The 22,829-nt window shown below is 71.4% G+C and carries 17 protein-coding genes; 9 read left to right on the top strand and 8 right to left on the bottom strand.

Annotated features, from left to right (window positions below; all coding sequences use genetic code 11):
• Nucleotides 1–3 precede the first annotated feature (3 nt).
• Genes MQC88_RS09910 through recC form a run of 4 tightly spaced genes read right to left on the bottom strand, consistent with a single transcriptional unit; the run spans nt 4 to nt 9,538 of the window.
• On the bottom strand, nt 4–564 hold the full coding sequence (locus tag MQC88_RS09910; RefSeq protein ID WP_243321561.1) for a TIR domain-containing protein: 561 nt from the start codon (nt 562–564) through the stop codon (nt 4–6).
• Between the two features lie 36 nt (nt 565–600).
• The gene (gene recD / locus MQC88_RS09915; protein WP_243321564.1) at nt 601–2,349 is read right to left on the bottom strand and encodes an exodeoxyribonuclease V subunit alpha; all 1,749 of its coding nucleotides are present in this window, start codon (nt 2,347–2,349) and stop codon (nt 601–603) included.
• Entirely contained in the window at nt 2,346–6,077 is a 3,732-nt protein-coding gene (locus MQC88_RS09920) for a UvrD-helicase domain-containing protein (protein WP_243321565.1), read from the bottom strand. Before MQC88_RS09920 ends, recD begins: the two co-directional genes overlap by 4 nt.
• The gene (gene recC, locus MQC88_RS09925; protein ID WP_243321566.1) at nt 6,074–9,538 is read right to left on the bottom strand and encodes an exodeoxyribonuclease V subunit gamma; all 3,465 of its coding nucleotides are present in this window, start codon (nt 9,536–9,538) and stop codon (nt 6,074–6,076) included. The genes MQC88_RS09920 and recC overlap by 4 nt, the downstream gene beginning before the upstream one ends.
• A 74-nt stretch (nt 9,539–9,612) precedes the next feature.
• On the opposite strand from recC, the gene MQC88_RS09930 reads away from it, so the two are divergent.
• The 6 genes from MQC88_RS09930 (at nt 9,613) to MQC88_RS09955 (ending at nt 13,936) form a co-directional block, all read left to right on the top strand.
• A complete protein-coding gene (locus MQC88_RS09930) occupies nt 9,613–10,401 on the top strand; it encodes an ABC transporter ATP-binding protein (RefSeq protein ID WP_243321568.1) in 789 nt (262 codons plus the stop codon).
• Nucleotides 10,401–11,150: an MlaE family lipid ABC transporter permease subunit gene (locus MQC88_RS09935; protein ID WP_243321569.1), complete on the top strand. Its 750-nt coding sequence runs from the start codon at nt 10,401–10,403 to the stop codon at nt 11,148–11,150. Before MQC88_RS09930 ends, MQC88_RS09935 begins: the two co-directional genes overlap by 1 nt.
• Nucleotides 11,151–11,280: 130 nt before the next feature.
• On the top strand, nt 11,281–11,817 hold the full coding sequence (gene mlaD, locus MQC88_RS09940) for an outer membrane lipid asymmetry maintenance protein MlaD (RefSeq protein WP_243321571.1): 537 nt from the start codon (nt 11,281–11,283) through the stop codon (nt 11,815–11,817).
• Entirely contained in the window at nt 11,817–12,470 is a 654-nt protein-coding gene (locus tag MQC88_RS09945; protein ID WP_243321573.1) for an MlaC/ttg2D family ABC transporter substrate-binding protein, read from the top strand. Before mlaD ends, MQC88_RS09945 begins: the two co-directional genes overlap by 1 nt.
• A complete protein-coding gene (locus tag MQC88_RS09950) occupies nt 12,457–12,747 on the top strand; it encodes an STAS domain-containing protein (RefSeq protein WP_243321574.1) in 291 nt (96 codons plus the stop codon). Before MQC88_RS09945 ends, MQC88_RS09950 begins: the two co-directional genes overlap by 14 nt.
• A 55-nt stretch (nt 12,748–12,802) precedes the next feature.
• Nucleotides 12,803–13,936: an MlaA family lipoprotein gene (locus MQC88_RS09955; RefSeq protein ID WP_243321575.1), complete on the top strand. Its 1,134-nt coding sequence runs from the start codon at nt 12,803–12,805 to the stop codon at nt 13,934–13,936.
• 113 nt (nt 13,937–14,049) lie between these two features.
• On the opposite strand, the gene MQC88_RS09960 is transcribed toward MQC88_RS09955, so the two are convergent.
• Complete coding sequence (locus MQC88_RS09960; protein WP_243321577.1) at nt 14,050–15,405, bottom strand: DNA recombination protein RmuC; 1,356 nt, start codon at nt 15,403–15,405, stop codon at nt 14,050–14,052.
• Between the two features lie 86 nt (nt 15,406–15,491).
• Here MQC88_RS09960 and MQC88_RS09965 point away from each other — a divergent pair, with 86 nt between their 5' ends.
• On the top strand, nt 15,492–15,815 hold the full coding sequence (locus MQC88_RS09965) for a hypothetical protein (protein ID WP_425491616.1): 324 nt from the start codon (nt 15,492–15,494) through the stop codon (nt 15,813–15,815).
• Here the strand turns inward: MQC88_RS09965 and MQC88_RS09970 are convergent.
• Nucleotides 15,782–16,948 carry a class I SAM-dependent rRNA methyltransferase gene (locus MQC88_RS09970; RefSeq protein WP_243321579.1) on the bottom strand — a complete coding sequence of 389 codons (1,167 nt, stop codon included), beginning with the start codon at nt 16,946–16,948 and terminating at the stop codon, nt 15,782–15,784. The two genes, MQC88_RS09965 and MQC88_RS09970, sit on opposite strands and share 34 nt — an antisense overlap.
• 118 nt (nt 16,949–17,066) lie before the next feature.
• Between MQC88_RS09970 and MQC88_RS09975 the strand changes: the two genes are divergently transcribed.
• The gene (locus MQC88_RS09975) at nt 17,067–17,852 is read left to right on the top strand and encodes a rhomboid family intramembrane serine protease (protein ID WP_425491619.1); all 786 of its coding nucleotides are present in this window, start codon (nt 17,067–17,069) and stop codon (nt 17,850–17,852) included.
• A 51-nt stretch (nt 17,853–17,903) separates the two neighbouring features.
• Here MQC88_RS09975 and MQC88_RS09980 read toward each other — a convergent pair whose 3' ends face one another.
• Nucleotides 17,904–20,267 carry a TonB-dependent receptor gene (locus MQC88_RS09980; protein ID WP_243321583.1) on the bottom strand — a complete coding sequence of 788 codons (2,364 nt, stop codon included), beginning with the start codon at nt 20,265–20,267 and terminating at the stop codon, nt 17,904–17,906.
• Nucleotides 20,268–20,456: 189 nt separating this feature from the next.
• On the opposite strand from MQC88_RS09980, the gene MQC88_RS09985 reads away from it, so the two are divergent.
• Nucleotides 20,457–22,130, top strand: coding sequence for a M28 family peptidase (locus tag MQC88_RS09985; protein WP_243321585.1), 1,674 nt, complete (start codon nt 20,457–20,459; stop codon nt 22,128–22,130).
• 92 nt (nt 22,131–22,222) lie between these two features.
• Here MQC88_RS09985 and MQC88_RS09990 read toward each other — a convergent pair whose 3' ends face one another.
• On the bottom strand, nt 22,223–22,711 hold the full coding sequence (locus MQC88_RS09990) for an Lrp/AsnC family transcriptional regulator (protein ID WP_243321587.1): 489 nt from the start codon (nt 22,709–22,711) through the stop codon (nt 22,223–22,225).
• Nucleotides 22,712–22,829: the final 118 nt, after the last annotated feature.

Below are 22,829 nucleotides of genomic sequence, written 5' to 3' on the forward strand. Positions count from 1 at the left end.
AATTCATGGCGAGTACCGAAAAACTCCCGGCTGGATTTTTGTGGCCAGCATAAAGTCGGGGTCTTTTAGCGTTTTCTCAATAAGTGCCTTGTTCATCGGCACGTGAATCGTCGGCACCTTGGACATGGAATCCCTTAAAACTGGAAGCTTGCCCCAAAGATTTTTAACTTCGTCGCTGAGATTGTTGTTGGTTAACAGTGACTCTTTTGTCTCGTAATCCGGGTAGATGACGATGACTGGCAACCCTTGGTCATTGATCGCGTAGTCGACTTCTTCTCGTAACGCCCGGGAATTGGTCGTACTCGAACTTAAGAACAGAATTAAGTTTTTGGAATTTCTGATGCGCTCCCTTAGTCGAGGCCTTAGAGTCAGCTCCCAATCACTGCTGTCTCTCACGTTGTAGGTTGTGTCGTGAGCATCGAGAAATGGAAAGGTCGAGTCCGCCCCCTTCCAAGAACGCAAAAGGTTGTAATAGCAAAAATCTCTTGTGGCATGAGCGCCGAGCGTGCTCGAGTTAAACGGCTCGGCGACATAAAACGCGGTGTAGTTTCTGGTCCTACTCATCGCTCTCCCCATTTTTTGGATATTGCGTTATTTGCTTCATGTTGTTCGCGTCGAGGCGTGCTTATCCCGATCCAGCCGCCACCCCAATCCTGAGCACCGGCTGGCGTGCCGCCCCAGCGCCGTCGCGATTGCGTCAGCGCTCGCGGCGACGTGCAGCTCGCGGCGGGCGCGGGTGATGCCGGTGTAGACCAGCTCGCGCGACAGCACGCGGCTGTCGTGTTGCGGCAGCAGCAGCCACACTTCGTCGAACTCGGAGCCCTGGGACTTGTGCACCGTCATGGCAAACGCGCTGTCGTGCTGCGGAAGGCCAGCGGGGTGGAAGACGCGAGGCTTGTCAGTCGACTCACCGGGAAACCAGGCCATGACGGCGCCGTCGGCGTCACGGAAGCAGATGCCGATGTCGCCATTGAACAGGCGGTGGCGGTAGCTGTTCTCGGTGATCAGGATCAGGCGGCCGTGGAAGTGGGCGCCGCCGCCCGACGCGCCGTCGCCGCCGGCGCCGAGCATCGTTTCGATGCGCGCGTTGAGCGTGCGCGCGCCCTGCGGGCCGTCGCGCACGGCGGTGAGCAGGCGCAGGCGCGAGGCGAGGCGTAGCGCTTCGGCGGGGTTGCTGACGTTGGCGAGCGCGCGCCAGTGCTCCAGCAGGCGCTCGCGGTGCGGGGCCTGCAGAGGATCGGCCAAGCCTTCGTGGAAGTGGACGCCGGACAGTTCCCCGCCGCGCAGCAGCGCGAGCGCGGCGGCGCTGTCGCCTTCGCGCACAGCGGCGGCGAGCGGCGCGAGCTGGAGGGCCTCGTGCTGGCGCCACGTACGGGTGAGGTGCGTGCGGCGCGCGGTGAACGCGTCGCCGCCGGCCTCGGCGCCGTGCAGGATGCCGCTGAGCACGTCGCCGGCCTCGACCGACGGCAGCTGGTCCGGGTCGCCGATCAGCACCAGTCGCGCGCCGTCGGGCACGGCTTCCACCAGCTTGGCCATCAGCGGCAGGTCGATCATCGAGGCTTCGTCGACGACGACCACGTCGAACGGCAGCGGGTTGCCGGCGTCGTGGCGGAAGCGCGGGCTGTCGGGGATCGTGCCGAGCAGGCGGTGCAGGGTGGTGCCGCTGGTCGGCAGCGCGGCGATGACGCCGGCGTCGGTGCCCGCGGTGGCGAGCGCCTGCAGCGCGTTGCGCACGCTCTCGGCCATGCGCTCGGCGGCGCGGCCGGTGGGCGCGGCGAGGGCGATGCGCGGATCGTCGCGGCCGGCGGCGCGCGCCTGTTCGACCAGCTGCACCAGCAGGCGCGCGATCGTGGTGGTCTTGCCGGTGCCGGGGCCGCCGGTGACCAGGTCGACGCCGCCGATATCGCTGTCGCCAATGTGGCTGCCGGCACCGCGCTGCGCCGCGAGGCGCTGCAGGCCGGCGGCGACGCGGCGCTCGTACTCGCGGTAGCGGCGCAGGTAGAGCAGGCCGGGCGCGCCGGGTGCGCCTTCGAGCACGAGCGGGCGGGTGGCGTCGGAGATGTCGGCGCCGTTGGCGGGCACGGCGACCCAGGGCGACGCCGCCAGCTCGCGGCGCCAGGCGTCGGCGTCGGGCCACGGGATGTCTTGCGCGTCGACCAGCGTGCGTGGCGACGCGAGGTCGAAGCCGGCGTGGCCGTTGGCGACGGCGAGCGACGCGAGCGCGGCAGCGGCGAGCACGCCGTCGGGCGTGGCGGGGTCGAGGCGCTTCAGGCTCTGCGCCAGCGCGTGGTCGAGCGTGCGCAGGGCGCCGCTGCGCCAGAGGGCGTCGAACAGGGGCGAGGTGCTCATGGGGACACCTCGCGACCGGACCTGCCCTCACCCCGGCCCTCTCCCGCAAGCGGGAGAGGGAGCAATGCCCCGGCGAACAGCGCGTCGAGCGCATGGATGAGCGTGGGATCAAACTTCCGCGCGAATACGCCGGCCGGCGCGCCGTCCGCGGGTCCGCCGTCCGCGGGTCCGCGGTTCGCAGGCCCGCTGTTCGCAGGCACGTCCAGGTCGATGCCACGACTGAACACGTAGCGGTGCCCGCCGAAATCGCGCGCGTAGTCGTAGCCGCCGCCGTCGGCCGCATCGCCCAGCCGGAACCGAAGCCAGCGGTGCAGCGCCAGCGTGTACACCAGCGCCTGCAGGTCGTACTCGCTGTGGTGCATCGCCTCGTCCAGCGCGTCGGCGTCGTAGCGCGGCAGGCGGTTGGACTTGTAGTCGAGCACGTACCAGCGGCCGTCGTGCTGGTAGGTCAGGTCGACGAGGCCGGTCATCAGGCCTTCCAGGCGCTGGCGGAAACCGAAGGCGTGGCGCTCGGGCACGACGCCGTGCGCGTGCAGCAGCTGCAGCAGCGCGTCGACGCGGGTGGGCCGCAGCGGGAACTGGAACTCGAGCTCGGGGCGGCGCGCTTCGGCGGGGACGTGGCACAGCTGCACGCCTTCGGGCAGCACGACGCGCAGGGTGCGGCCGACGAGGCTGGTCACGAAGACGACGCCGTCGTCGAGCACGTCTTCGGCGTAACCCTGTTCGCGCAGCGCGTCGGCGATGACGGCCGCCTCGTTGCCGGGCGCTGGATCGCCGGGCAGCCAGGCGCGCCACGCGGCGAAGTCGGCGCGCTCGAGCGCGGTGTGCATGGCGACGCCGAACTGCGGGCCGGCGAAGCGCGTGTCGTGCGCGGGCACGGGCACGGGCGCCCGATCGTCCTCGGCGGCGGGGGTTTCGTCGGTGCCGCCCGGCGCGGGCAGCGTGGCCGACGTCGATGCGTCCTCCGCCGGGCCGGTCTTGCGCGTCAGGCTGCTGAAGCTGTGCACCCACCAGTCGGTCGACAGCGCGCGCGTCGCGACCCGGGCCGGCGGCACGGCGGCGTCGGATTCCGGCGGCAGCCGCGACAGCGACGCCGGCGGGCCGGCGTTGTCGACGCGGATGCTCGGCTCGGCCTGCAGCGCGGAGAGGTCGGCGAGCATCGGCGCGAGCGCGGCCTTGCCGGCGTTGTAGAACGCGCCGTTCGCCAGCCACAGCGCATGCCGCGCGCGGGTCAGGCCGACGTAGAGCAGGCGCGCCTGTTCGGCGTGCTGCTCGGTGGTCCAGCCCTGCTTCGCGTCGTCCCATTCGGCTTCCGGCACCTCGATCTTCCAGTGCAGGCGGCGCGCGTTGGCGTCGCCGCCCTGCGCGATGCAGAAGCGGCCGGGCGTCGGCTCTTTCCCGCCGATCCCGATGAACGGCAGGAACACCAGCGGGTATTCCAGGCCCTTGCTCTTGTGCAGGGTGACGATCTGCACGCGGCGCGCGTCCGACTCCAGCCGCAGCAGCTGCGTCTCGTCGTCGGGATCGGCGTTGGCGATGCGCGCGCCGAGCCAGTCGACCAGGCCGTGCAGGCCCAGCGTGTCGGCCTGCGCTTCCTGCAGCGCTTCGGCCAGTTGCAGGTAGTTGCCGACCCGACGCTCGCCGTCGGTGAGGCCGAGCAGGCGCGGCGCGTGTTCCGCGCACAGGTCGCCGACGAGTGCGAGCGGGCCGCCGCGCAGCAGGCGTTCGCGCCACGCCAGCGCCTGGTGCTGCCAGTCGTGGTTGCTGCCGTCGAGCGCCGCGATCGCGGCCGCATCGACGCCGACCAGCACCGTCGACAGCGCGGCGCGCAGGCGGCCGTCGTCGCCGCTCTGCAGCAGGGCGAGCAGCAGGGCGTGCAGTTCGCGTGCTTCGGGCGTGGCGAACAGGCTCAGCTTGCCGGCGGCGACGGCCGGGATGCCGACCGCGGCGAGCGCCTGCTGGATCCGCGTGGCCTCGCCATGCGTGCGCACCAGCACCGCGATGTCGCCCGGCTGCACCGGCTGGCCGTCGATGGTGGCGGTGCCGGCGCGGCCTTCCGACAGCACCGCGTGGATCGCGGCGACGCAGGCGGCGGTGCACTGCGCGCGCGAGTCCTCCGCCTTCCACGGCTTCGTTTCGCCCTTGTCGTTGGGCTTCGGGTCGGGCGCGCGCCACAGCGTCAGCGCCGGGGCGGGCACTCCGCCGCGCTGGAAATCGGCGTCCGTGCGCTTGCCGCCGGCCTCGACCGCGAGGAAACGGATGCGCGGGTCGACGAAGGCGTCGTCGCCCGCCTGGTCATACAGCGCCGCGATCGCCGCGAGCACCGACGGCCGCGAACGGAAGTTGTGCGCGAGCGCCGGCGCCTCGTCCGCGGTGGCGCGCGCGGCGAGGTAGGTGTGCACGTCGCCGCCGCGGAAGCCGTAGATCGCCTGCTTCGGATCGCCGACCAGGAACAGCGCGGGCGCGCCGCCGTCCGCCGCGGCGCCGCTGCCGAACACGCGGTCGAAGATCCTCCACTGCCGCGCGTCGGTGTCCTGGAACTCGTCCACCAGCGCGACCGCGTACTGCGCGCGCAGGCTGCGCGCCAGGGCGTCGCCATGCGGGCCGTCGAGCGCATCGGCGACGCCGTCGATCATGTCGTCGTAGGTCTGCACGCGGCGCTGCTGCTTGAGCAGCGCGAGCCGCGCGTTCGCATCGGCGCGGATGCGATGCAGCAGGGCGATGCGGCGACGCACCCCGTACGCGTCGCACTCGGCCACCGCGCGCAGGTACACATCGATCAGCTCGCACAGTGGAGACTGCGGCGTGTTGCCAACGTGCGCCTTGTTGGTCTTTTCCTGCATGGTCCGCGGCGTGAGCCACGGAAGTTTTTCGTGCAGCGGTTTGGTGTAGTCGCCGCCTTCGCACCAGCCGGCCAGTTCAGTCCACAGCTGTTCGATCCACGCGGCCTTGTAGCTGCCGCCATGCAGCACCTTGCGTTCCAGCGCGTCGAGCAGGACCGCGAGGAACTCCGGGCCATGCGCACGGAATCCGTCGGCCAATGCACGCCCGGCGTCGAGTACGGCAGGCATCGAGTCGCCTGGAAGCGGTGCATCCGGTGGCAACAACACCGGTTCGCGCATCAGCGCGCGCAGGTCGGCCGCGAGCGCCTCGGGGCCGCCCTTCCACAGCGCGGCGAGATCGTCCGCGCCCGCTGCGTCGCAGCCGTGCGCGCGCCATAGGTCGGCGGCGAGTTCCTCGCGCAGGCCGCGGTCGTTGGCGAGCAGTTCCGGCGGATCGAAGCCCTGCCCGCTCTCCAGCGCGTGCTCGCGCAGCACGCGCGCGCAAAAGCCGTGGATGGTGAAGATCGCGGCGAGGTCGATCTCCAGCGCGGCCGCGCGCAGGCGGCGGCGCAGCGCGTCGGGCCGTTCGCCGCTGCGCGCCAGGTGCGCGTGCAGGATGTCGCGGGTCAGTGCCGCCTCGGCGTCCTCGCCGTCCGCGGCGGGCGCATCGACCAGCGCCAGCGCAAGCAGCAGACGCTCGCGGATCCGCTTGCGCAGTTCCTGCGTGGCCGCTTCGGTGAACGTCACGGCGAGCACTTGGCCGACGCGCAGCTCGCGTTCGACCACCAGGCGCGTGACCAGCGTGGCGAGAGTGAAGGTCTTGCCGGTGCCGGCCGACGCCTCGATCAGGCGCACGCCGTCGAGCGGCAGCTCCAGGTAGGGATCGCGAACGGGCGCGGCGCTCATTCGCCTTCGTCCTCGTCGCGCGCAAGCGTGGCGTTGGCGATCGCGTCCTCGTCGAGCTCCGGCGCGATCGCGATGCCGCTGGCCACCGCGGAGAACACGGTGATCGTGTTGGCAACGAAGGCGCGCAGCGCGTCGCGGTCGGCGAACGGGTCGCGCGCGCGCAGCGCGAGTTCGCAGGCCGAGCCGGTGCCCTCGCCCCACGTGCGGGCGCTGCCCTGCCACTGCTTGCGGGCCTCTTCGATCCCGCGTTCGGCGCTCGCGGCGCTGTAGTACTTCCAGCCGCTGCGCGGCGCGAACGCCAGCGGCTCGCGCAGGCCGGACGCGCGCAGCGCCAGCAGCGTGCGCAGCGCGTCCCTGGCCTGCGCCGGATCGATGCGGTTGCGTTCGTGCGGGCCGAGGTTGCCGCCCTTCTCCGCGTGGAACTCGAACATCGGCCGCGATTCGCCGGCGGCGCAGGCCAGCAGCCAGTCCAGCCCGTTGCGGAGCACCGACGGGCCGTTCGGCTCGCCGAAGCGCACGCGCGCGAAACCCGCCGACCACGCGCCACCGAGCCGGCCGTGCACGCGCACGCCGTCAATCGTCGTCTCAAGCGGCAATGCGTCCGAAAGCGTCGCGTCGCCGCGCCAGCGCGCGAAGTGCTCCGCGTACGGCGCCACTTCATCAAGCACATCGGCCAGCGCGCGCGCGCCCAGCGCGCCGGACGGCAGCAGCGCCTGCGCACGCAGCCGTTCGAGCAGCGCGTCGCGGCGTTCGCCGGACAACAGCGCCTCGAATACCGCGTGCTGCAGCCGGTGGCGTTCGAGACCGCCGCCAGGCGCGCGCAGCGGCTCGATGTCCTCGCCCGCCGCTTCGACTTCGGGCAGCCGCAGGCCGAGGCGCTGGCGCAGGAACTGCTCGGCCGGCGCCAGCAGGAAGCGCCGCAGCTCGTCCAGCGACAGTTCGGTTTCGATATCGACCGGCGGTGGCAGCGACGTGCCCGCACGCATCCACGGCGCCAGCGTGGTGCGCGCGCCCGACAGCTGTCCCGCCGCCGGGTGCCAGCGCGCGTCGTAGCTGAAGTGGCGCGGATCGCCGCTGCCGAACGCGGCCGGCGAGAACGGCTGCAGCGCGTGCCGCAGCACCAGCGCATCGGCGTCCGCGGGCGCGTGGTACGCGGCCGCCGCGGCCAGCAGTTCGGACACCACCGCCGACGGCTCGCGCGCGCTGCCGTCGCGCGGGTCGGCGCCGATCCAGCTGACGTGGAACACGTCCTGCGCCGAGGAGAACAACTGCAGGAACAGGTAACGGTCGTCGTCGCGCGTCGATCGGTCGCCATGCCGGCGACGCTCGGTGCCCAGTTCCGCGGTGAGCCGGTTGAGCCCGGCCGCGGGATCGCGGCGCGGGAAGTCGCCGTCGTTCATGCCTAGCAGGCAGATGACGCGGAACGGCAGCAGCCGCATCGGCACCATGCGCGCGAAGCTGACGCCGCCGGTGAGCAGCGGCGCGCGCGTGTCTGCCTCGCCCAGCACCGCGGCGAAATGCGCGCGCACGACTTCGCCCGGCACCGGCGCGGTGTAGCCGGCGCGCGCCGCGTCCTCGGCGAACGCATCGATCAGCTTGCACAGGCGCTCGTACGCGCGTTCGCCGCTGCCGCCCATGCGCGGGCGCGGCAGCACCGAGCGGAGCAGGCCGAGCAGGCGTTCGCGCCAGGCCGACGGCGGCATCGCTTCCCCGAGCAGGCGCTGGTGGCGGGCGAGCACGCGCAGCAGCCGCAGCAGCACGTCCAGCGCGTCGAGCGCGCTGCCTTCGAGTTCGGTCCACGGCGCCACGCGCGTGGCGTCGCCTTCGACCAGCGCATCGGCGTCCGTCGCGTGGCCGAGCAGCAGCCGGTCGAGCGCGAACTGCCAAGTGTAGGCATCGTCCTCCGGCGCACCCAGGCGCGCGCGGTGCGCGGCGTCGATGCCCCAGCGCGCGCCGGCGGCGTGCAGCCAGGCGTGCAGGCGTTCGAACGCGGCGCCGTCGAGGCCCGCGGCCTCGGCCAGCGGCGGGCTGGCGAGCAGGTCCAGCACCTCCTCCAGTCCGAAGCGCGACACCGGCAGCGCCAGCAGCCGCAGGAACACGGCCGCCAGCGGCTCGCCGACCAGCGGACTGGCGTCGGCGATCGCCCACGGGATCGCCTGTCGAACACCGGCGTCCCCGCGGCCGCCGCCGCCGAACACCGCGTCGAGATACGGCACGTACGGATCGATGTCCGGCGCCAGCACCGCGATCTCGCGCGGCTGCAGCGGCGGGTCGAAGCGCTTGTCCTCCAGCAGCGCACGCAACCGGTCGTGCAGCACCTGCAGTTCGCGCAGGCGCGTGTGGCAGGCGTGGAACTGCAGGCTGGGATCGCGCACGTCGACGTCGGCGCGCAACGCGCCCGAAGGCGTCGCGCGGCGATGGAACAGGTCGCCCTGCATCCGCCGCAGCAGGCTGTCGCGCAGGCCGCCGTCGGCCAGCGATGTGCCCGGCGCGGCCTCGGGATCGGCGTACGCGGCGATCTCGCCGGACGGATGCACGACTTCGTAGCTGCCGAGCAGCGCCATGAAATCGCGCCCGGCCGCGCCCCAGTCGCGCAGCAGCGGGTTTTCGGCGTCGCCGGTACCGGACGGAGCGCCGTCGAACGGATCGGCGCCCGCGCGCAACCGCGCGCCGAGCGACTGCAGGTCGCCCCAGTATTCCTTGGTCGGCGTCGGCAGGTAGAAGTGCAGCGTGCCCACCCGCGCCTGCGTCGCCATCACCCGCAGCACGTCGGGCGAGACGTTGAGCGTGGCGAACGCGAACAGCCGCGGCGGCAGCCCGGCAGGCAACGCACGCGACGCGTCGGTGCCCGCTTCGCCGCCGAACCGTGCGAGATAGTCCTGGATCCGCCGCGCGCGATGATCGCGGCCCGCGGCGACCGCGCGCCACAGGATCGCCTGCGGATCGTCGGGGTCGGCGCCGCCTTCCCAGCGCAGCAGCCAGTCGCGGCGCCAGGCCTGGTATTTCTCGAACACGCCGGCCAGTTCGCCGGCCAGCGTCCAGGCCTTCAGCCCGCCGTCCGCCGGCCCGGTGCCGCCGTCGCCGTCGAGGTAGCCCGCCAGCTGCGCCATCGCCGGTCGCGCGCGCAGGCCGGTGTCCAGCAGCGCGGCGTACAGCTGCCAGTGCAGGCCCGCGGCGTCGAGCACCTCGCCGGCCTCGTTCGCGCCCGGCTCCGGATTGGCGGCCAGCGCGCGCCCCACGAATTCGCCGGGCGTCAGGAACTCCAGGTTGGCGGCGATGCCATGCCGCTCGGCCATCGTCGCCTGCAGCCAGCGCCGCATCGCCACCTGCGGGATCAGGATGGTGTCCGGCGCCAGCAGCGGTTGCCCGGGCGCGGGCCTGCGCAGCGCGTCCGCCAGCAGCCCGGCCAGCACCTCCAGCGAGTTCGAGTGGTAGAGGCGGAAGTCGGGCGCGCTCGGCATCGCCTGAATGATGCCGCAGCCGCGTCGCAAGCGTTGGGACTCCGGCCTGGCCGGTGATGCGACAATGCCGCCCCATGATCGACGCCACCCCCATCGTCCGTCTCTCCGGCCTGCGCCTGGACCGCGGCAGCCGCACGATCCTCGACGGCATCGACCTGGAGGTCCCGCGCGGCAGCGTCGTGGCGGTGCTGGGGCCGTCTGGCTGCGGCAAGTCGACGCTGCTGTCGGCGCTGACGGGTGAACTCGAGCCCGCCGCCGGCAGCGTCGAAGTGCTGGGCGCGCCGCTGCCGCGAGGCAAGCGCGCGCTGCTCGAGCGCCGCAAGTCGATCGGCGTGCTGTTGCAGGGCAATGGCCTGCTCACCGACCTGACCGCGGCCGAGAACGTCGCGTTGCCGCTGCGCGCGCACACCCGGCTGCCCGATCCGGTGATCCGCCGCCTGGTCGAAATGAAGCTGCATGCGGTGGGCCTGCGCGCCGCCGCCGACCTGTATCCGCGCGAACTGTCCGGCGGCATGGCCCGGCGCGTCGCACTGGCGCGCGCGCTGGCACTGGATCCGCCGTTGATGCTCTACGACGAGCCGCTGACCGGCCTGGACCCGATCGCCTCGGGCGTGATCATGAGCCTGATCGCGCGGCTCAACGCCAGCCTCGGCCTGACCAGCATCATCGTCAGCCACCACGTGCACGAAACCCTGCCGGTCGCCGACCGCGCGCTGGTGATCGCCAACGGCCGCATCGCCTTCAGCGGCACGCCGCAGCAGCTGCAGGCGAGCGACGATCCGCTGATACGCCAGTTCCTCGACGGCGAACCCGATGGCCCGATCCCGTTCGACACCGCCGCGCGCGCGATGGAAGCCGCCTGATGCCGCTGGTCGCCGCCACCCGTTCGCTCGGGCGTGCCGGGCTGTTCTCGCTGTCGGTGCTGCGCGCGTCGAAGCCGACCCGCGACTTCTTCGCCGAGCTGGTGCGCGAGATCTACAAGATCGGCGCGCGCTCGCTGCCGATCATCGCGGTCGGCGGGGCCTTCGTCGGCCTGTCGGTGACGCTGCTGGGCTACCGCGCGCTGGAAACCTACGGCGCCGCCAACCAGATCAGCGCGCTGGTGGGCCTGGGCCTGTACCGCGAACTGGCGCCGGTGTTGACCGCGCTGCTGTTCATCGGCCGCGCCGGCAGTTCGATCGCCGCCGAGCTCGGGCTGATGCGCGCCACCGACCAGATCACCGCGCTCGGGCTGATGGCGATCGACCCGGTGGCCAAGGCGGTCGCGCCGCGGTTCTGGGCGGCGCTGGTGAGCGTGCCGCTGCTGACCGCGTTCTTCTGCTCGCTGGCGATCAGCGCCAGTTACCTCGAGGCCGTGCACGTGATCGGGATCGAGGCCGGCTCGTTCTGGCAGGTGCTGAAGGACGCGGTCGATTTCCGCGACGATTTCTGCGTCGCCTTCATCAAGGCGGCGGTGTTCGGCGGCACCGCGGCGCTGGTCGCGGCCTACGTCGGCTACCACGCCGAACCGACCATCGAGGGCACCTCGGTGGCGACCACGCGCGCGGTGGTCAACGCCTCGCTGCTGGTGCTGATGTTCAACTTCGTGCTGTCGGCGTTCCTGTTCCGGTGAGCGGCGCCGGCCCTGATCTGCAAATCGTCCCGAGCATGGCGAAGGACCTGTTTTCGAAACCGTCCCGTGCGGCCAACAGCGGATCGTCGCTGCGCCTGGGAAGCCAAGAGGCAAGGATGAAGGTGATTCCATGAGCGTTCGCGGTCCCCGTCTAGAATTCGCGGTCGGCGCCTTCCTGCTGCTGGCGCTGGCGTCGTTGCTGGTGCTGGCGCTGGCGTCCACCAACGGCAAGTTCGGCTTCGGCCATGCCACCTATCCGCTCACCGCGCGCTTCACCAACCTCGGCCAGCTGCGACCCAACGCGCCGGTCAAGATCGGCGGCGTGACGATCGGCAATGTGGCCGACATTCAGCTGGACCCGGTCAAATTGGACGCCGTCGTGACCCTGGCCATCGACGATCGCTACCGCGACCTCTCGGCGGACACCTCGGCCGGCATCCTCACCGGCGGCCTGCTCGGCGAGAGTTACATCGGCCTGCAGCCCGGTGGCGATGTCGAGACCTTGAAAGCCGGCGACGAGATCGCATTCACCACGCCGGCGGTCGACCTGATCCAGATGGTCGGCAAGTACATGTTCGGCGGTGGCAAGCCTGCGGCCGACGCCGGCGGCGAAGCCGCCGACGGTGCCACTCCCGACAACAACGACAATCCGCCCCCCACGGAATGATGCCCATGAAACTGTTCAAGCTCGTGCTCGCCTCGGCCCTGGTCGCCGCCGCCCCCGCCACGGTGCTGGCGCAGGCCGCCGCGCCCGCCGCCGCCGCCACCCAGGGTTCGCCCAGCAAGCTGGTGCTCGACAACAGCACCCGCATCCTGTCGACGCTGGAGCAGCGCCGCGCCGAGTTCACCGCCAACCGCGGCAAGCTCGAGCAGTTCGTGTCCGGCGAATTCGACAGCATGTTCGACCGCGACTACGCCGCGCGCCAGGTGCTGGGTCGCCACGCCCGCGGCGCTTCCGATGCCGACGTCAAGCTGTTCGCCGACGCGCTCGCCGACAGCCTCATGCGCCGCTACGGCTCCTCGCTGCTGGACTTCAACACCAAGCTGCGGGTCCGGATCAAGTCCGAGACCACGCTGCCGCGCGGGCTCGGGGTCAAGGTCGCCAGCGAGATGCTGCGCAGCGGCGGCGAGCCGATCCCGGTCGATTACCTGATGCGCAAGTCCGGCGGCAGCTGGAAGGTGTTCGACGTGATGGTCGAGGGCGTCTCGTTCGTGCAGACATTCCGCCAGCAGTTCGACAACGAACTGACCCGCAAGTCGATCCGGCAGGTCGCCGCCGAGCTGCGCAGCGGCCAGATGCAGGCCGATGCCGGCCGCTGAGGCCGCCGCGGTCGAGCGTACCGGCGCGACCTTGCGCTTCGCCGGCGCGCTGCTGCGCGACGACGTCGCCGGGCTGTGGCGACGCGCGCTGCCGCTGGCCGCCGGCACGCGCTGCTTCGACCTGGCCGCGGTGGCACGCGTCGACAGCGCCGGCGTGGCGCTGCTGGCAGAGCTCGCCGCGCGCAGCGGCACGGACGTCGCCGTCGATGGCACGCCGCCGGGCCTGGCCGAACTGCGCGCTGCCTACCGCCTGGCGCCCGCGCTCGCGTTCGACTGAGCGGCACCATCCGGCGATGCCGGCGGCGTCGCGCAGGGATTAAACTGCGCCCCTCATGCGTGCATTCCCCCTCGTTGTCCTGACCCTGTCGCTGGCCTCGTTGCCGGCGATGGCGCAGGTCGTCCCCGCGCCGCCGCTGGCGCGGCAAGCCATCGCGGCACCCGACTGCGTCGTGGTCCGCGGCGGCGACGGCCGCGCCGCTACCGCCTGCGTCCCCGCGATGGACGCTGCCGGCACGCCGCAACCCGCTTCGGCGACGGCGGAGCCCGCGCAGGCTGCGCCGCAAGCGAACGCTCCGGCCGCGGAGGCTGAAGCGCTCGACGCTGCAGCGCCGCTTGCCGCCGACGCCGCGCCAGCCGTGCCTGTCGACGCCACGGTCGCGCAGCAACCGCCCACCCAGGCCGAGCTCGACTACGCCGCGCTGTACGGCACTCAGGACTACGATCCGGTCGCCGATCCGAACCTGCCGGCCCCGGCCGAACTGCCGAAAAGCTACGACCCGTGGGAAGGCATGAACCGCAAGGTGCATCGCTTCAACAACGCGGTGGACCGGCGCATCGCCACGCCGCTGGCCCATGCCTACGTGGCGGCGGTGCCGCGTCCGATACGCCTGGGCGTGGGCAACTTCTTCGCCAACCTCGGCCAACCGGTGGCGGCGCTCAATGCGCTGCTGCAGGGCAAGCCGAAGCAGGCGGCGCAGGCGTTGGGCCGCTTCGCGCTCAACGCGACGCTGGGCATCGGCGGCATCTTCGACCCGGCCTCCGACGCCAGCCTGCCGTACCGCGACGAGGATTTCGGCCAGACCCTGGGCAAGTGGGGCTGGGAGCATTCGCGCTACGTCGAACTGCCGCTGTTCGGCCCGCGCACCCTGCGCGACGTGTTCGGCCTGGTCGGCGACGGCCAGCTGTCGATGATCCGCCAGGTCGAGGACGATCCCACCCGCGTATTCCTGCAGGGCCTGCAGCTGGTCGACGTGCGCACGCAGCTGTTCGCGATCGACAGCATGCGCGAAGGCGCGGCCGACGACTATGCGCTGGTGCGCGATGCCTGGCTGCAGCGGCGCCGCTACCAGATCTTCGGCGACCGCAAGCAGCAGGACGAGGAGCTGCCCGAATACCTGCGCGAGGACACCGGCAATCCCAGCGTCCCGGCCGATGCGATGCCGATCATGCCGGCCGGCGGCAACTAGGCGCGGCGCGCCATACCCGTTTTGCAGGAGCGCCTTGCAGGCGCGATCTCTTCCCGGGGCGAGGCGGTTGCCAAGGCTCGCGCCTGTAAGGCGCTCCTACCTCCGCATTCGAATCATTCGTCGGCCACGTCGGGGGGCAGGCCCAGCAGCCCCGCGCCATCGGCGCCCGGCAACGATTCGACATCGCGCAGCGAGCGCTGGATCGCGCGCGTGCGCACCCCGGTCTGCTCGATCTTGTTGCTGGCCTCGACCAGCTTCTTCTGCACGCCGTCGAGCACGTCGCCGAACTTGCCGAACTCGGTCTTGACCGCGCCCAGCGTGCGCCAGACCTCGCTCGAGCGCTTCTCGATCGCCAGCGTGCGGAAGCCCATCTGGAAGCTGGTCATCAACGCGAGCAGCGTGGTCGGGCCTGCGACGGCGATGCGGCAGTCGCGCTGCAGCGTTTCCACCAGCCCCGGTCGTCGCAGCACTTCCGCGTACAGGCCTTCGGTGGGCAGGAACAGGATCGCGAATTCGGTGGTGTGCGGCGCGGCCACGTACTTGTCGCAGATGCGCTGCGCCTCCAGCCGGACCTGCCGCTCCAGCGCATCCCCGGCGGTGCGCGCGGCATCGAGGTCGGCGCGTTCCTGCGCGTCGAGCAGGCGCTCGTAATCCTCCCGCGGGAACTTGGCGTCGATCGGCAGCCAGACCGGCGCATCGCCCCTGGACCCGGGGAAGCGCACCGCGAATTCGACCCGCTCGCTGCTGCCCGGAATCGTCGCGACATTGGCCGCGTACTGGTCCGGCGCGAACACCTGCTCCAGCAGTCCGGCCAGTTGCACCTCGCCGAAGACGCCGCGCGACTTGACGTTGGTCAGCACCCGCTTGAGGTCGCCGACCCCGGTCGCCAGCTGCTGCATCTCGCCGAGGCCGCGCTGCACGTGTTCCAGGCGTTCGGACACCAGGCGGAACGATTCGCCCAATCGGGTTTCCAGCGTGCTCTGCAATTTTTCATCGACCGTCGCCCGCATCTGCTCGAGCTTGGCTTCGTTGCCCTGCTGCAGCTCGCGCAATTTCTGTTCCAGCGTCGCCCGCATCTCGCCGATGCGCAGCTCGTTGCGCTGCGTCAGTTCGGCCAGGCGCTGGCCGAGCGCGTCGGCGAAACGCTGCTGCAGTTCCGCGCCTTCCGCGCGCGCCTTGCGCGCGTCCTCCCCCAGCGCCTCGCGCAGCACGTCGAGGCGCTGGTCGGTGCGGGCGGTGAAGTCGTTGAGGCGCAGGCCGAAGCCCTCGATCCGCTGCTCCTGCTGCGCCGACAGGCTGTCGAGCTGCTGCCGCAGTTCACCGCGGCCTTCACGTTGCTCTTCGCGCAGTGCCGTTTCCAGCATGCGCCCGGGCCGGCGCTGCAGCAGCAACGCCAGCAGCACGATCGCGACGACGACGGCAATGCCGACAAAAACAAGCAGCGGCAGGAGCAGGGCGGATTCGGCCATGGCGCCAGTTTAGTCGCGTCGGTCCCACGTGATGAGACCGGCAGGTCATCATCGGGCGCATACCCCCTGTGTCGCAGCATCGACCCATGAAGACCGCAAACCCGCGGGCGCAGCCCCTGTTCCGCCGCTACGGCAACCGTGACGGGCATTCCGGGGTCGTGTCCTACGCGCTTGCCGGCACCGGCATCGTGGTGCGCTTCGCCGATGGCGCGACCTATCTCTACGACCGCGACTGTCCCGGCGCTGCGCACGTGGCGCGGATGAAGGCGTTGGCGCAGGCCGGGCGCGGGTTGGCGACCTACATCAGCCAGCGCATCGGCCGGCGCTACCGAGCGCGCCTGGATGCCGAGGCGGCGGCCCTGCTGCCGGGCCGGCTTCACACGACCCGGCAGAACACCGCCTTGAGGTAGCGCGATTCCGGCACCTGCGCCAGGAACGGATGGTCGGGCCCGGCGCCGGCGACCTTCAGCACCTGCACGGTGCGGCCCGAATAGAACGCGGCGCGGCGCAACATGCCGAGGAATTCCTCCTCGCTGACCAGGCCGGTGCAGGAGAACGTCGCCAGCAATCCGCCGGGCTTGACCACGCCCAGCGCCAGCTTGTTCATGTCCAGGTACTTCTTCAGCGCCGGGATCACCTGCTCGCGGTCGCGCGTCATCTTCGCCGGATCCAGCACCACCACGTCGAACAGGTCGCCGCGGTTGCCGGCGTCGCGCAGCCACGGGAAGATGTCGGCCTGCACGTACTTGACGCGGACGTCGTTCAACTTCGCGTTTCCGCGGGCGATCGCGAGCACGTCCTCGTCGATGTCGATGCCGACCACTTCGCTGGCGCCGCGCACCGCCGCGTACACGCCGAAGCCGCCGGTGTTGCAGCACAGGTCGAGCACGCGCTGGCCCGCGCACAGCTGCGACAGCCACTGCCGGTTGTCGCGCTGGTCGGCGAAGAAGCCGGTCTTGTGCGCGCCGGCCGGGTCGGCGCGGAAGCGGATGCCGTGTTCGGTGATGATCGCCGGCGCCGCCGGTTCCGAGCCGCGGAAGTCGAACGACTCCTGCTTCTGCACGTGCTCGTCGGCGAAGGCATGGAAGCGGCAACCCGGGAACTGCTCACGCAGCGCCTCGTAGATCCACTCGCGATGGCGGAACATGCCGGCGCTGAAGAACTCGACCACCAGCAGGTCGGCGTAGCGGTCGACCACCAGCCCGCTGAGGCCATCGCCCTCGGAGTGCACCACGCGCCAGGCATCGCCGATGGCGTCGAGCTTGAGCACGTCGCGGCGCAACGACACCGCCGCCGCGATCTTGCGCGCGAACCAGCCGGCATCGACCGGCACGTCGCGGTCGGTTTCCAGGATCCGCAACGCGATCCGGGAATGGCCGTTGTAGAAGCCGCGGCCAACCCATTCGCCGTCGACCCCGACGATGTCGACGATGCTGCCGGGTTTGGGCTTGGCGACGGGCTTGTCCACCAGCTTCTGGAAGATCCAGGGGTGGCTGGAGCGCCAGGCATTCCTGAGCCGGACCGCGGTCGATTCGGTGTTCATCGCCGCATTTTACGCGCCTCGCCGCCTCCGTCCCCGGAGGCGAGCGCGGCAGGCCGGCGCTTGCGCCGCCCGGTGGGCTTGCCTTGCCGCATTCCGCCGCCATCCTCGTGGCATGCACCTGCCCGTCCATGATTCAGCGCTCGACCCCCAACGCCAGCGCGAGCACGATCGCCGCCGCCTGTGGCGCGCGTTCAACGCCAGCCTGGCCTTCGTGCTGCTGTTGCTGGTGGTGTTCAGTGCGCAGCAGGCGTTCGACTGGCGCGCCCTGGCGATCGCGCCGCAAACGCTGGCGGGACTGCCGGGCGTGCTCACCGCGCCGCTGCTGCACGGCTCGCCCGGGCACGTCGGCGCCAACGCGGTGTCGCTGCTGCTGCTCGGCACCCTGGCCGGCACGGTCTATCCGCGGGCGACGCTGCGCGCGCTGCCGCTGCTGTGGCTGGGCTCGGGCCTGGGCGCGTGGCTGCTCGGCGACGCCGGCAGCCACCACCTCGGCGCCAGCGGCCTCGGCCACGGCCTGATGTTCCTGGTGTTCGCGCTCGGCCTGCTGCGCCGCGACCGCGCGGCGATCGCCGCGGCGATGATCGCCTTCATGCTGTACGGCGGGATGCTGTTGACGGTACTGCCGCGCGAACCGGGGGTGTCGTGGCAGGCGCACCTGGGGGGCGCGTTCGCCGGGCTGGTCGCCGCGTGGCTGTTCCGGCGCAGCGACCCGCTGCCGCCGCGCAAGCGCTACAGCTGGGAGCTCGAGGAAGAACAGGCCGCGCGAGCCGCCGCATTGGCCGATGCCGACCGCGGGCAGTTCGAACCCGGCTCGCCGCGGGACGTGCCGGTGCTGTGGCAGCGGGGCGAGCCCGAACGGGCCGCGGTGCTGCCTTTCCCGGAGCGGCGCCGCGACGAGCCCTGAAGGACACGACGCCCGGGCATCGCCGGGCGCCGGCCCGCGATCGCACGGCCGTCAGAACTTCGCGCTGAACTCCAGGCCCCAGGTGCGTGGCTCGTTGAGCATGCCGGTAAGGTTGTTGAAGTCGATGCCCGACACCGCCGTCACCTCGTCGGTGATGTTGCGGCCGAACAGCGCGAGCTCGTAATCGCCATCGGACCAGTTGTAGCCCACGCGCAGGCCGCCCTCGGTCGTGGGCTGGCTGCGGAACGACACCGAGTCGTAGAGGAAGAAGCTGGCTTCGCTGCGATGGGCCCAGTCGGTGTACGCGAACAGCTCGCCCTCGCCCAGCGGGATGCCGTAGCGCGCGGTGAAGTTGTAGACGTGCTTGGGCGCCTGCGGCAGCGGGTTGCCGTCGATCAGGAAGTCGTCCGTACGCACGGTGCCGGTGGCCGGCGGGTTGCGCACCTGGCACAGGTCGAGCGCGCAGCCGATCACGGCCAGGTTCGGGTCGTCGATCTTCGTGTCGTTGTAGCTGGCGCCCAGCGTCACCAGCAGGTTCGGGGTGAGGTAGGCCTCCAGGTCCAGCTCCGCGCCCTGGCCGTCGACCTTGTCGGCGTTGACCAGGCGCGCAATGTTGGCTTCGCCGCCGACCGCGGTCAGCTGCTGGTCATCGACCGTGTAGCGGAACAGCGCGAAGCCCAGGCGCACGCGGTTGTCCCACAGCTGCGACTTGATGCCCGCCTCCCACGACAGCACCGTCTCGGTCTTGCCGACGGTGACCAGCTCGTCGGCCGGCAGCGAGGCGTCGGCGAACATCAGCCGGCCCTGCACGCTCGGCGCGCGGAAGCCACGGGCGACGCGCGCGTAGACATTGGTGGCGTCGCTGACCTTGTAGATCGCGCTCAGGTCCCAGCTGACGTCGTCGTCGCTGGGGCTGACGGAGATCGGCGCGATCGGGCCGGAGCCGAACGGCCCCTGCACGCGCTCGGCGACGAAGTCCTTCTCGTCCTTGGTGTAGCGCAGGCCGCCGCGCAGGCTGAAGCTCTCGCTGACATCGTAGTCGCCGGAGGCGAACACGGCCCACGCGGTGTTGTCCTGGTGCTGCCTGGCGTAGCCGTTCTGCGGGCCACCGAAGCCGTCGTAGGAGAAGCTGTCGATGTCGATCTTCTCGTCGAACCAGAACAGGCCCGCCTGCCAGTCGAAGCGGCCCCACTCGTTGGATTCCAGCCGGAATTCCTGGCTCAGCTGGCGGTGCGACGGCAGGCCGTCGGCCGACTCGGCCGGGAACAGCGCCTCGTTGGGCTGGTCCGGCGGGAAGGTGTAGATCGATCCGCCGTCAATGTCGCCGCGGCTGTAGTAGTCGGTGACGCTCTCGTAGCCGGTGATCGAGTGCAGCGTGGTCCGGCCCAGGTCCCAGCGCATGCGCAGGCTGGCGCCGACCTGGCTGAGGTTCTGCTCGTTGGCGGCATCGACGCTGACCTTGTCGCGCTCGATGCCGTCGGCGATGTCGTTGGAGCCCGGGGCGATGGCGCCGGCGCGGAACACGCGCGCGGTGCCGTCGAGCTTGCGCATGTGCACGTTGGCCAGCGCCTCGAACGTCTCCGACGGGTTGAACAGGAACTGCAGCCGCGCGGCGGTGTCGCGGTAGCCCTCGAGGTCGTCGCCGGGGCCGTTGTTGGTGTTGTCGACCCAGTTTTCGCGGCGCTGGTGCAGCAGCGAAAAGCGCGCCGAGACCGTCTGCGACAGCGCACCGGTCAGCGCGCCCTCGACGTTTGCGGTGCCGTAGCTGCCGTAGGAGATGCGGCCGTAGCCGCCGAATTCCTGCTGCGGCCGCGCCGAGGAGAAGCGGATCACGCCGGCCGGCGAGTTGCGCCCGAACAGCGTGCCCTGCGGGCCGCGGTACATCTCGACGCTGTCCATGTCGAACATCGGGAACCCCTTCAGGATCGGGTTCTCCTGCACCACGTCGTCGTACACCAGCGACACCGGCTGGGAGGCGTTGAGATCGAAGTCGGAGTTGCCCAGGCCGCGCACGTAGAAGCGCGGGAACGAGCGCCCGTAGGACGATTCGATGTTGAGGCTGGGCAGGCGCCCGGACAGCAGGCGGATGTCGTCGCCGCCGGCGGTCAGCACCTGCAGCTTCTCGCCGTCGACGGTGGTGATCGCCATCGGCACGTCCTGGATGTCCTCGGCGCGGCGCTCTGCGGTGACCTGCACGGCCCCGAGGGTGACCGGCTCTGCCGTGGTCCGCTGCGGCTCCACCGGCGGCGTTTCCTGGGCCGGCTGGCCTGCGGCCGGGGGCGCTTCGGGCGGCGTGGCTTCGGCGGACGCGGTTTCGGACTGCGCGGCCTCGGACTGGGCAAGCGCGGTGCAGGGCAGCAACGCGGCGATGGCAAGCGCCAGCAACCGCGGCGACGGGCGACGAAGCTTGGTCATGGTGTTCCCCGGACGTGGGCGCGGCGCGCCACCGCCGGCGATGTTGCAACACTGTGACCGGCGCGGCAATGCGGGGGTGGCGGAGCTTCCGCGGCCGCTCCAGGCCTGTTCGGGCGGCGGCGGGGCGCCGCTTGCGGCCGCCGGTGCGACGCCGTGCTAGCGTCGCCGCCTCGACCCGGAATGCAGCGTATGCCCTCCGCCCTGTTCCGTTGCCGCCTTGTACTCGCTCCGCTGTTGCTCGCCACCGGAATCGCGGGCTGCGAACGCGCGCCGGCGCCGCCACCGGCGGCCGCGCCAGCTGCGCCATCGGAATCCGCGGCCGCCGGCCGCATCCGCGCCGACGTCGCCGCGCTCGCCGACGACCACATGCAGGGCCGTCGTACCGGCACGCCCGGTTTCGATCGCGCCGCGGAGTATGTCGCCGGGCGCATGCGCGCGCTTGGCCTGCGGCCGGGCGGCGATCACGGAGGCTGGTTCCAGCAGGTGCCGCTGCTGCAGTCGCAGCGGCTGCGCGAGGGCGCGGCGCTGGTGGTGGATCGGCACGGCCGCGACATCGCCCTGCGCTTCGGCGAGCAATTCCTGCCGGCGCCCGGCTTCGATGCCGGACAAGAGACCGTGACCGCGCCGGCCGTGTTCGTCGGCTACGGCATCGTCGCCCCCGCACTGGATCACGACGACCTCGCCGGGCTCGACCTGCACGGTCGCATTGCGCTGCTGTATCGCGGCGCCCCCGACACCTTCACCCAGGACCAGCGTGCATTGCATGGCGACGATGCCGACAAGCTGGCGGCGCTGGCGCAGCGCGGCGCGGTCGGCGCCGTGTTCGTCGGCACCGCGCCGGACGAAGCAAGTGCGCCCTGGGCCAGTGTTGCCGCGGCCTGGCAACGGCCGGCGATGCGCCTGCGCGATGCCGAAGGCAGTCCCGGCGCCGGTGCGTCGCGCCTGCGCGTGGTCGCCAGCGTCGCTGCCGCCGCCGCGGACCTGCTGTTCGCCGAGCAGCCGCGCTCGGCCGCGGAACTGTTCCTCGCCGCGCAGCGTGGCACAGGCCACGGTTTCGCCCTGCCCGGCACGCTGACGCTGTCGGCGCGCAGCCGCATCAGTCGAGTGGATTCGCGCAACGTGGTCGCGCGCCTGCCCGGCGCCGATCCCGCGCGCCGCGCGCAGGCGCTCGTGTACAGCGCCCACCTCGACCATCTCGGCAGCGAAGTCGCCGGCAGCGGCGACCGCATCCACAACGGCGCCATCGACAACGCGCTGGGCGTGGCGATCCTGCTGGAAACCGCGCGCACCCTGGCCTCCGGCCCGGCCCCGGCACGCACGCAGGTGTTCGTGGCCACCACCGGCGAGGAACAGGGCCTGCTCGGCGCGCGCTGGTTCGCTGCGCATCCCGGCGCGGCGGCGCCGGTGGCCGCGCTCAACCTCGACATGCCGGTGCTGACCGCGCCGACCCGCGACGTGGTCGCCATCGGCGGCGAACACTCGTCGTTGCAGGCCAGCCTGCAGGCCGCCGCCAAGGCGCTCGCCGTCCCGGTTTCACCCGACCCGTATCCCGAAGAGCACGCGTTCGTCCGCGGCGACCACTACGCCTTCGTCCGCGCCGGCGTGCCCACGCTGTACCTCACCGGCGGCAGCCAGGCCAGCGACAAGGCGCGCGACCCGGTCATCGCGCTGCGCTACTACCTGCGCAACTGCTACCACCGCCCCTGCGACGACGCCACGCAACCGATCCGCTACGACGACGCCGCGCGCCTGGCGCAGCTGGCCGCCGGGTTCGGCCGGCAACTCGACGCCGAAGCATCAGCGCCGCAGTGGCTGCGCGGGGACCCCTTCGGCCAACGCTACGGCGGCACCGTAGCGCCGTGACGCCGCTTGCGGCAGGCCGAGGCAAATGGCTTGTTCGCAAATCGCGGAGCCTGCGTTTTGCGTAACAGCCGATCATTCCCCGTCGAGATCCATCACCCCCCCACCGGCAACCCGCGGAACGCCTTGACCGTGCGCAGGACGAAGCTGGAATTGACGTCGGCGACGCCGGCCTGGTTGAGCAGGCGGTCGAGCAGGAAGCGGGAGAAGTGCTCGAGGTCGCGCACCGCGACCTGCAGCAGGTAGTCCATGTCGCCGGTGAGCGCGTGGCAGGCAACCACCTCGTCCCATTGCGCCACCTTGGCGCTGAACGCGGCGACGGCGTCGGCCTGATGGCTGGCCAACTGGACGCGGACGAAGGCCTGCAGGCCCAGGCCGATGCGATCGGGATCGACCCGGGCGTGGTAGCCGGCGAGCACGCCGTCGCGTTCCAGGCGCTGGGTGCGGCGCAGGCAGGCCGAAGGCGAGAGGTGCACGTGCGCGGCGAGGTCGGCGTTGCTCAGCCGGCCGTTGCGCTGCAGTTCGGCGAGGATGGCGAGGTCGGTACGGTCGAGGGCGCCGCCCGCGAGGTCGATGTCGGCCATTTCGTGCGTCGCTTCGTGTAATGACGCAATGATCTTGCGCCATTCACGGCCAGGGCCGCAAGAAATGCAACACGGTTGCGCGCAACCGGCGCTACAGTGGGTGGTCCAGCCCTGGAGC

The organism is Cognatiluteimonas sedimenti, assembly GCF_022808325.1.
GTDB lineage: Bacteria > Pseudomonadota > Gammaproteobacteria > Xanthomonadales > Xanthomonadaceae > Cognatiluteimonas > Cognatiluteimonas sedimenti.

Coding starts and splice junctions, on each gene's coding strand:
- MQC88_RS09910 (WP_243321561.1), bottom strand. CDS start 564: ATGAGTAGGACCAGAAACTACACCGCGTTTTATGTCGCCGAGCCGTTT.
- recD (WP_243321564.1), bottom strand. CDS start 2,349: ATGAGCACCTCGCCCCTGTTCGACGCCCTCTGGCGCAGCGGCGCCCTG.
- MQC88_RS09920 (WP_243321565.1), bottom strand. CDS start 6,077: ATGAGCGCCGCGCCCGTTCGCGATCCCTACCTGGAGCTGCCGCTCGAC.
- recC (WP_243321566.1), bottom strand. CDS start 9,538: ATGCCGAGCGCGCCCGACTTCCGCCTCTACCACTCGAACTCGCTGGAG.
- MQC88_RS09930 (WP_243321568.1), top strand. CDS start 9,613: ATGATCGACGCCACCCCCATCGTCCGTCTCTCCGGCCTGCGCCTGGAC.
- MQC88_RS09935 (WP_243321569.1), top strand. CDS start 10,401: ATGCCGCTGGTCGCCGCCACCCGTTCGCTCGGGCGTGCCGGGCTGTTC.
- mlaD (WP_243321571.1), top strand. CDS start 11,281: ATGAGCGTTCGCGGTCCCCGTCTAGAATTCGCGGTCGGCGCCTTCCTG.
- MQC88_RS09945 (WP_243321573.1), top strand. CDS start 11,817: ATGCCCATGAAACTGTTCAAGCTCGTGCTCGCCTCGGCCCTGGTCGCC.
- MQC88_RS09950 (WP_243321574.1), top strand. CDS start 12,457: ATGCCGGCCGCTGAGGCCGCCGCGGTCGAGCGTACCGGCGCGACCTTG.
- MQC88_RS09955 (WP_243321575.1), top strand. CDS start 12,803: ATGCGTGCATTCCCCCTCGTTGTCCTGACCCTGTCGCTGGCCTCGTTG.
- MQC88_RS09960 (WP_243321577.1), bottom strand. CDS start 15,405: ATGGCCGAATCCGCCCTGCTCCTGCCGCTGCTTGTTTTTGTCGGCATT.
- MQC88_RS09965 (WP_425491616.1), top strand. CDS start 15,492: ATGAAGACCGCAAACCCGCGGGCGCAGCCCCTGTTCCGCCGCTACGGC.
- MQC88_RS09970 (WP_243321579.1), bottom strand. CDS start 16,948: ATGAACACCGAATCGACCGCGGTCCGGCTCAGGAATGCCTGGCGCTCC.
- MQC88_RS09980 (WP_243321583.1), bottom strand. CDS start 20,267: ATGACCAAGCTTCGTCGCCCGTCGCCGCGGTTGCTGGCGCTTGCCATC.
- MQC88_RS09985 (WP_243321585.1), top strand. CDS start 20,457: ATGCCCTCCGCCCTGTTCCGTTGCCGCCTTGTACTCGCTCCGCTGTTG.
- MQC88_RS09990 (WP_243321587.1), bottom strand. CDS start 22,711: ATGGCCGACATCGACCTCGCGGGCGGCGCCCTCGACCGTACCGACCTC.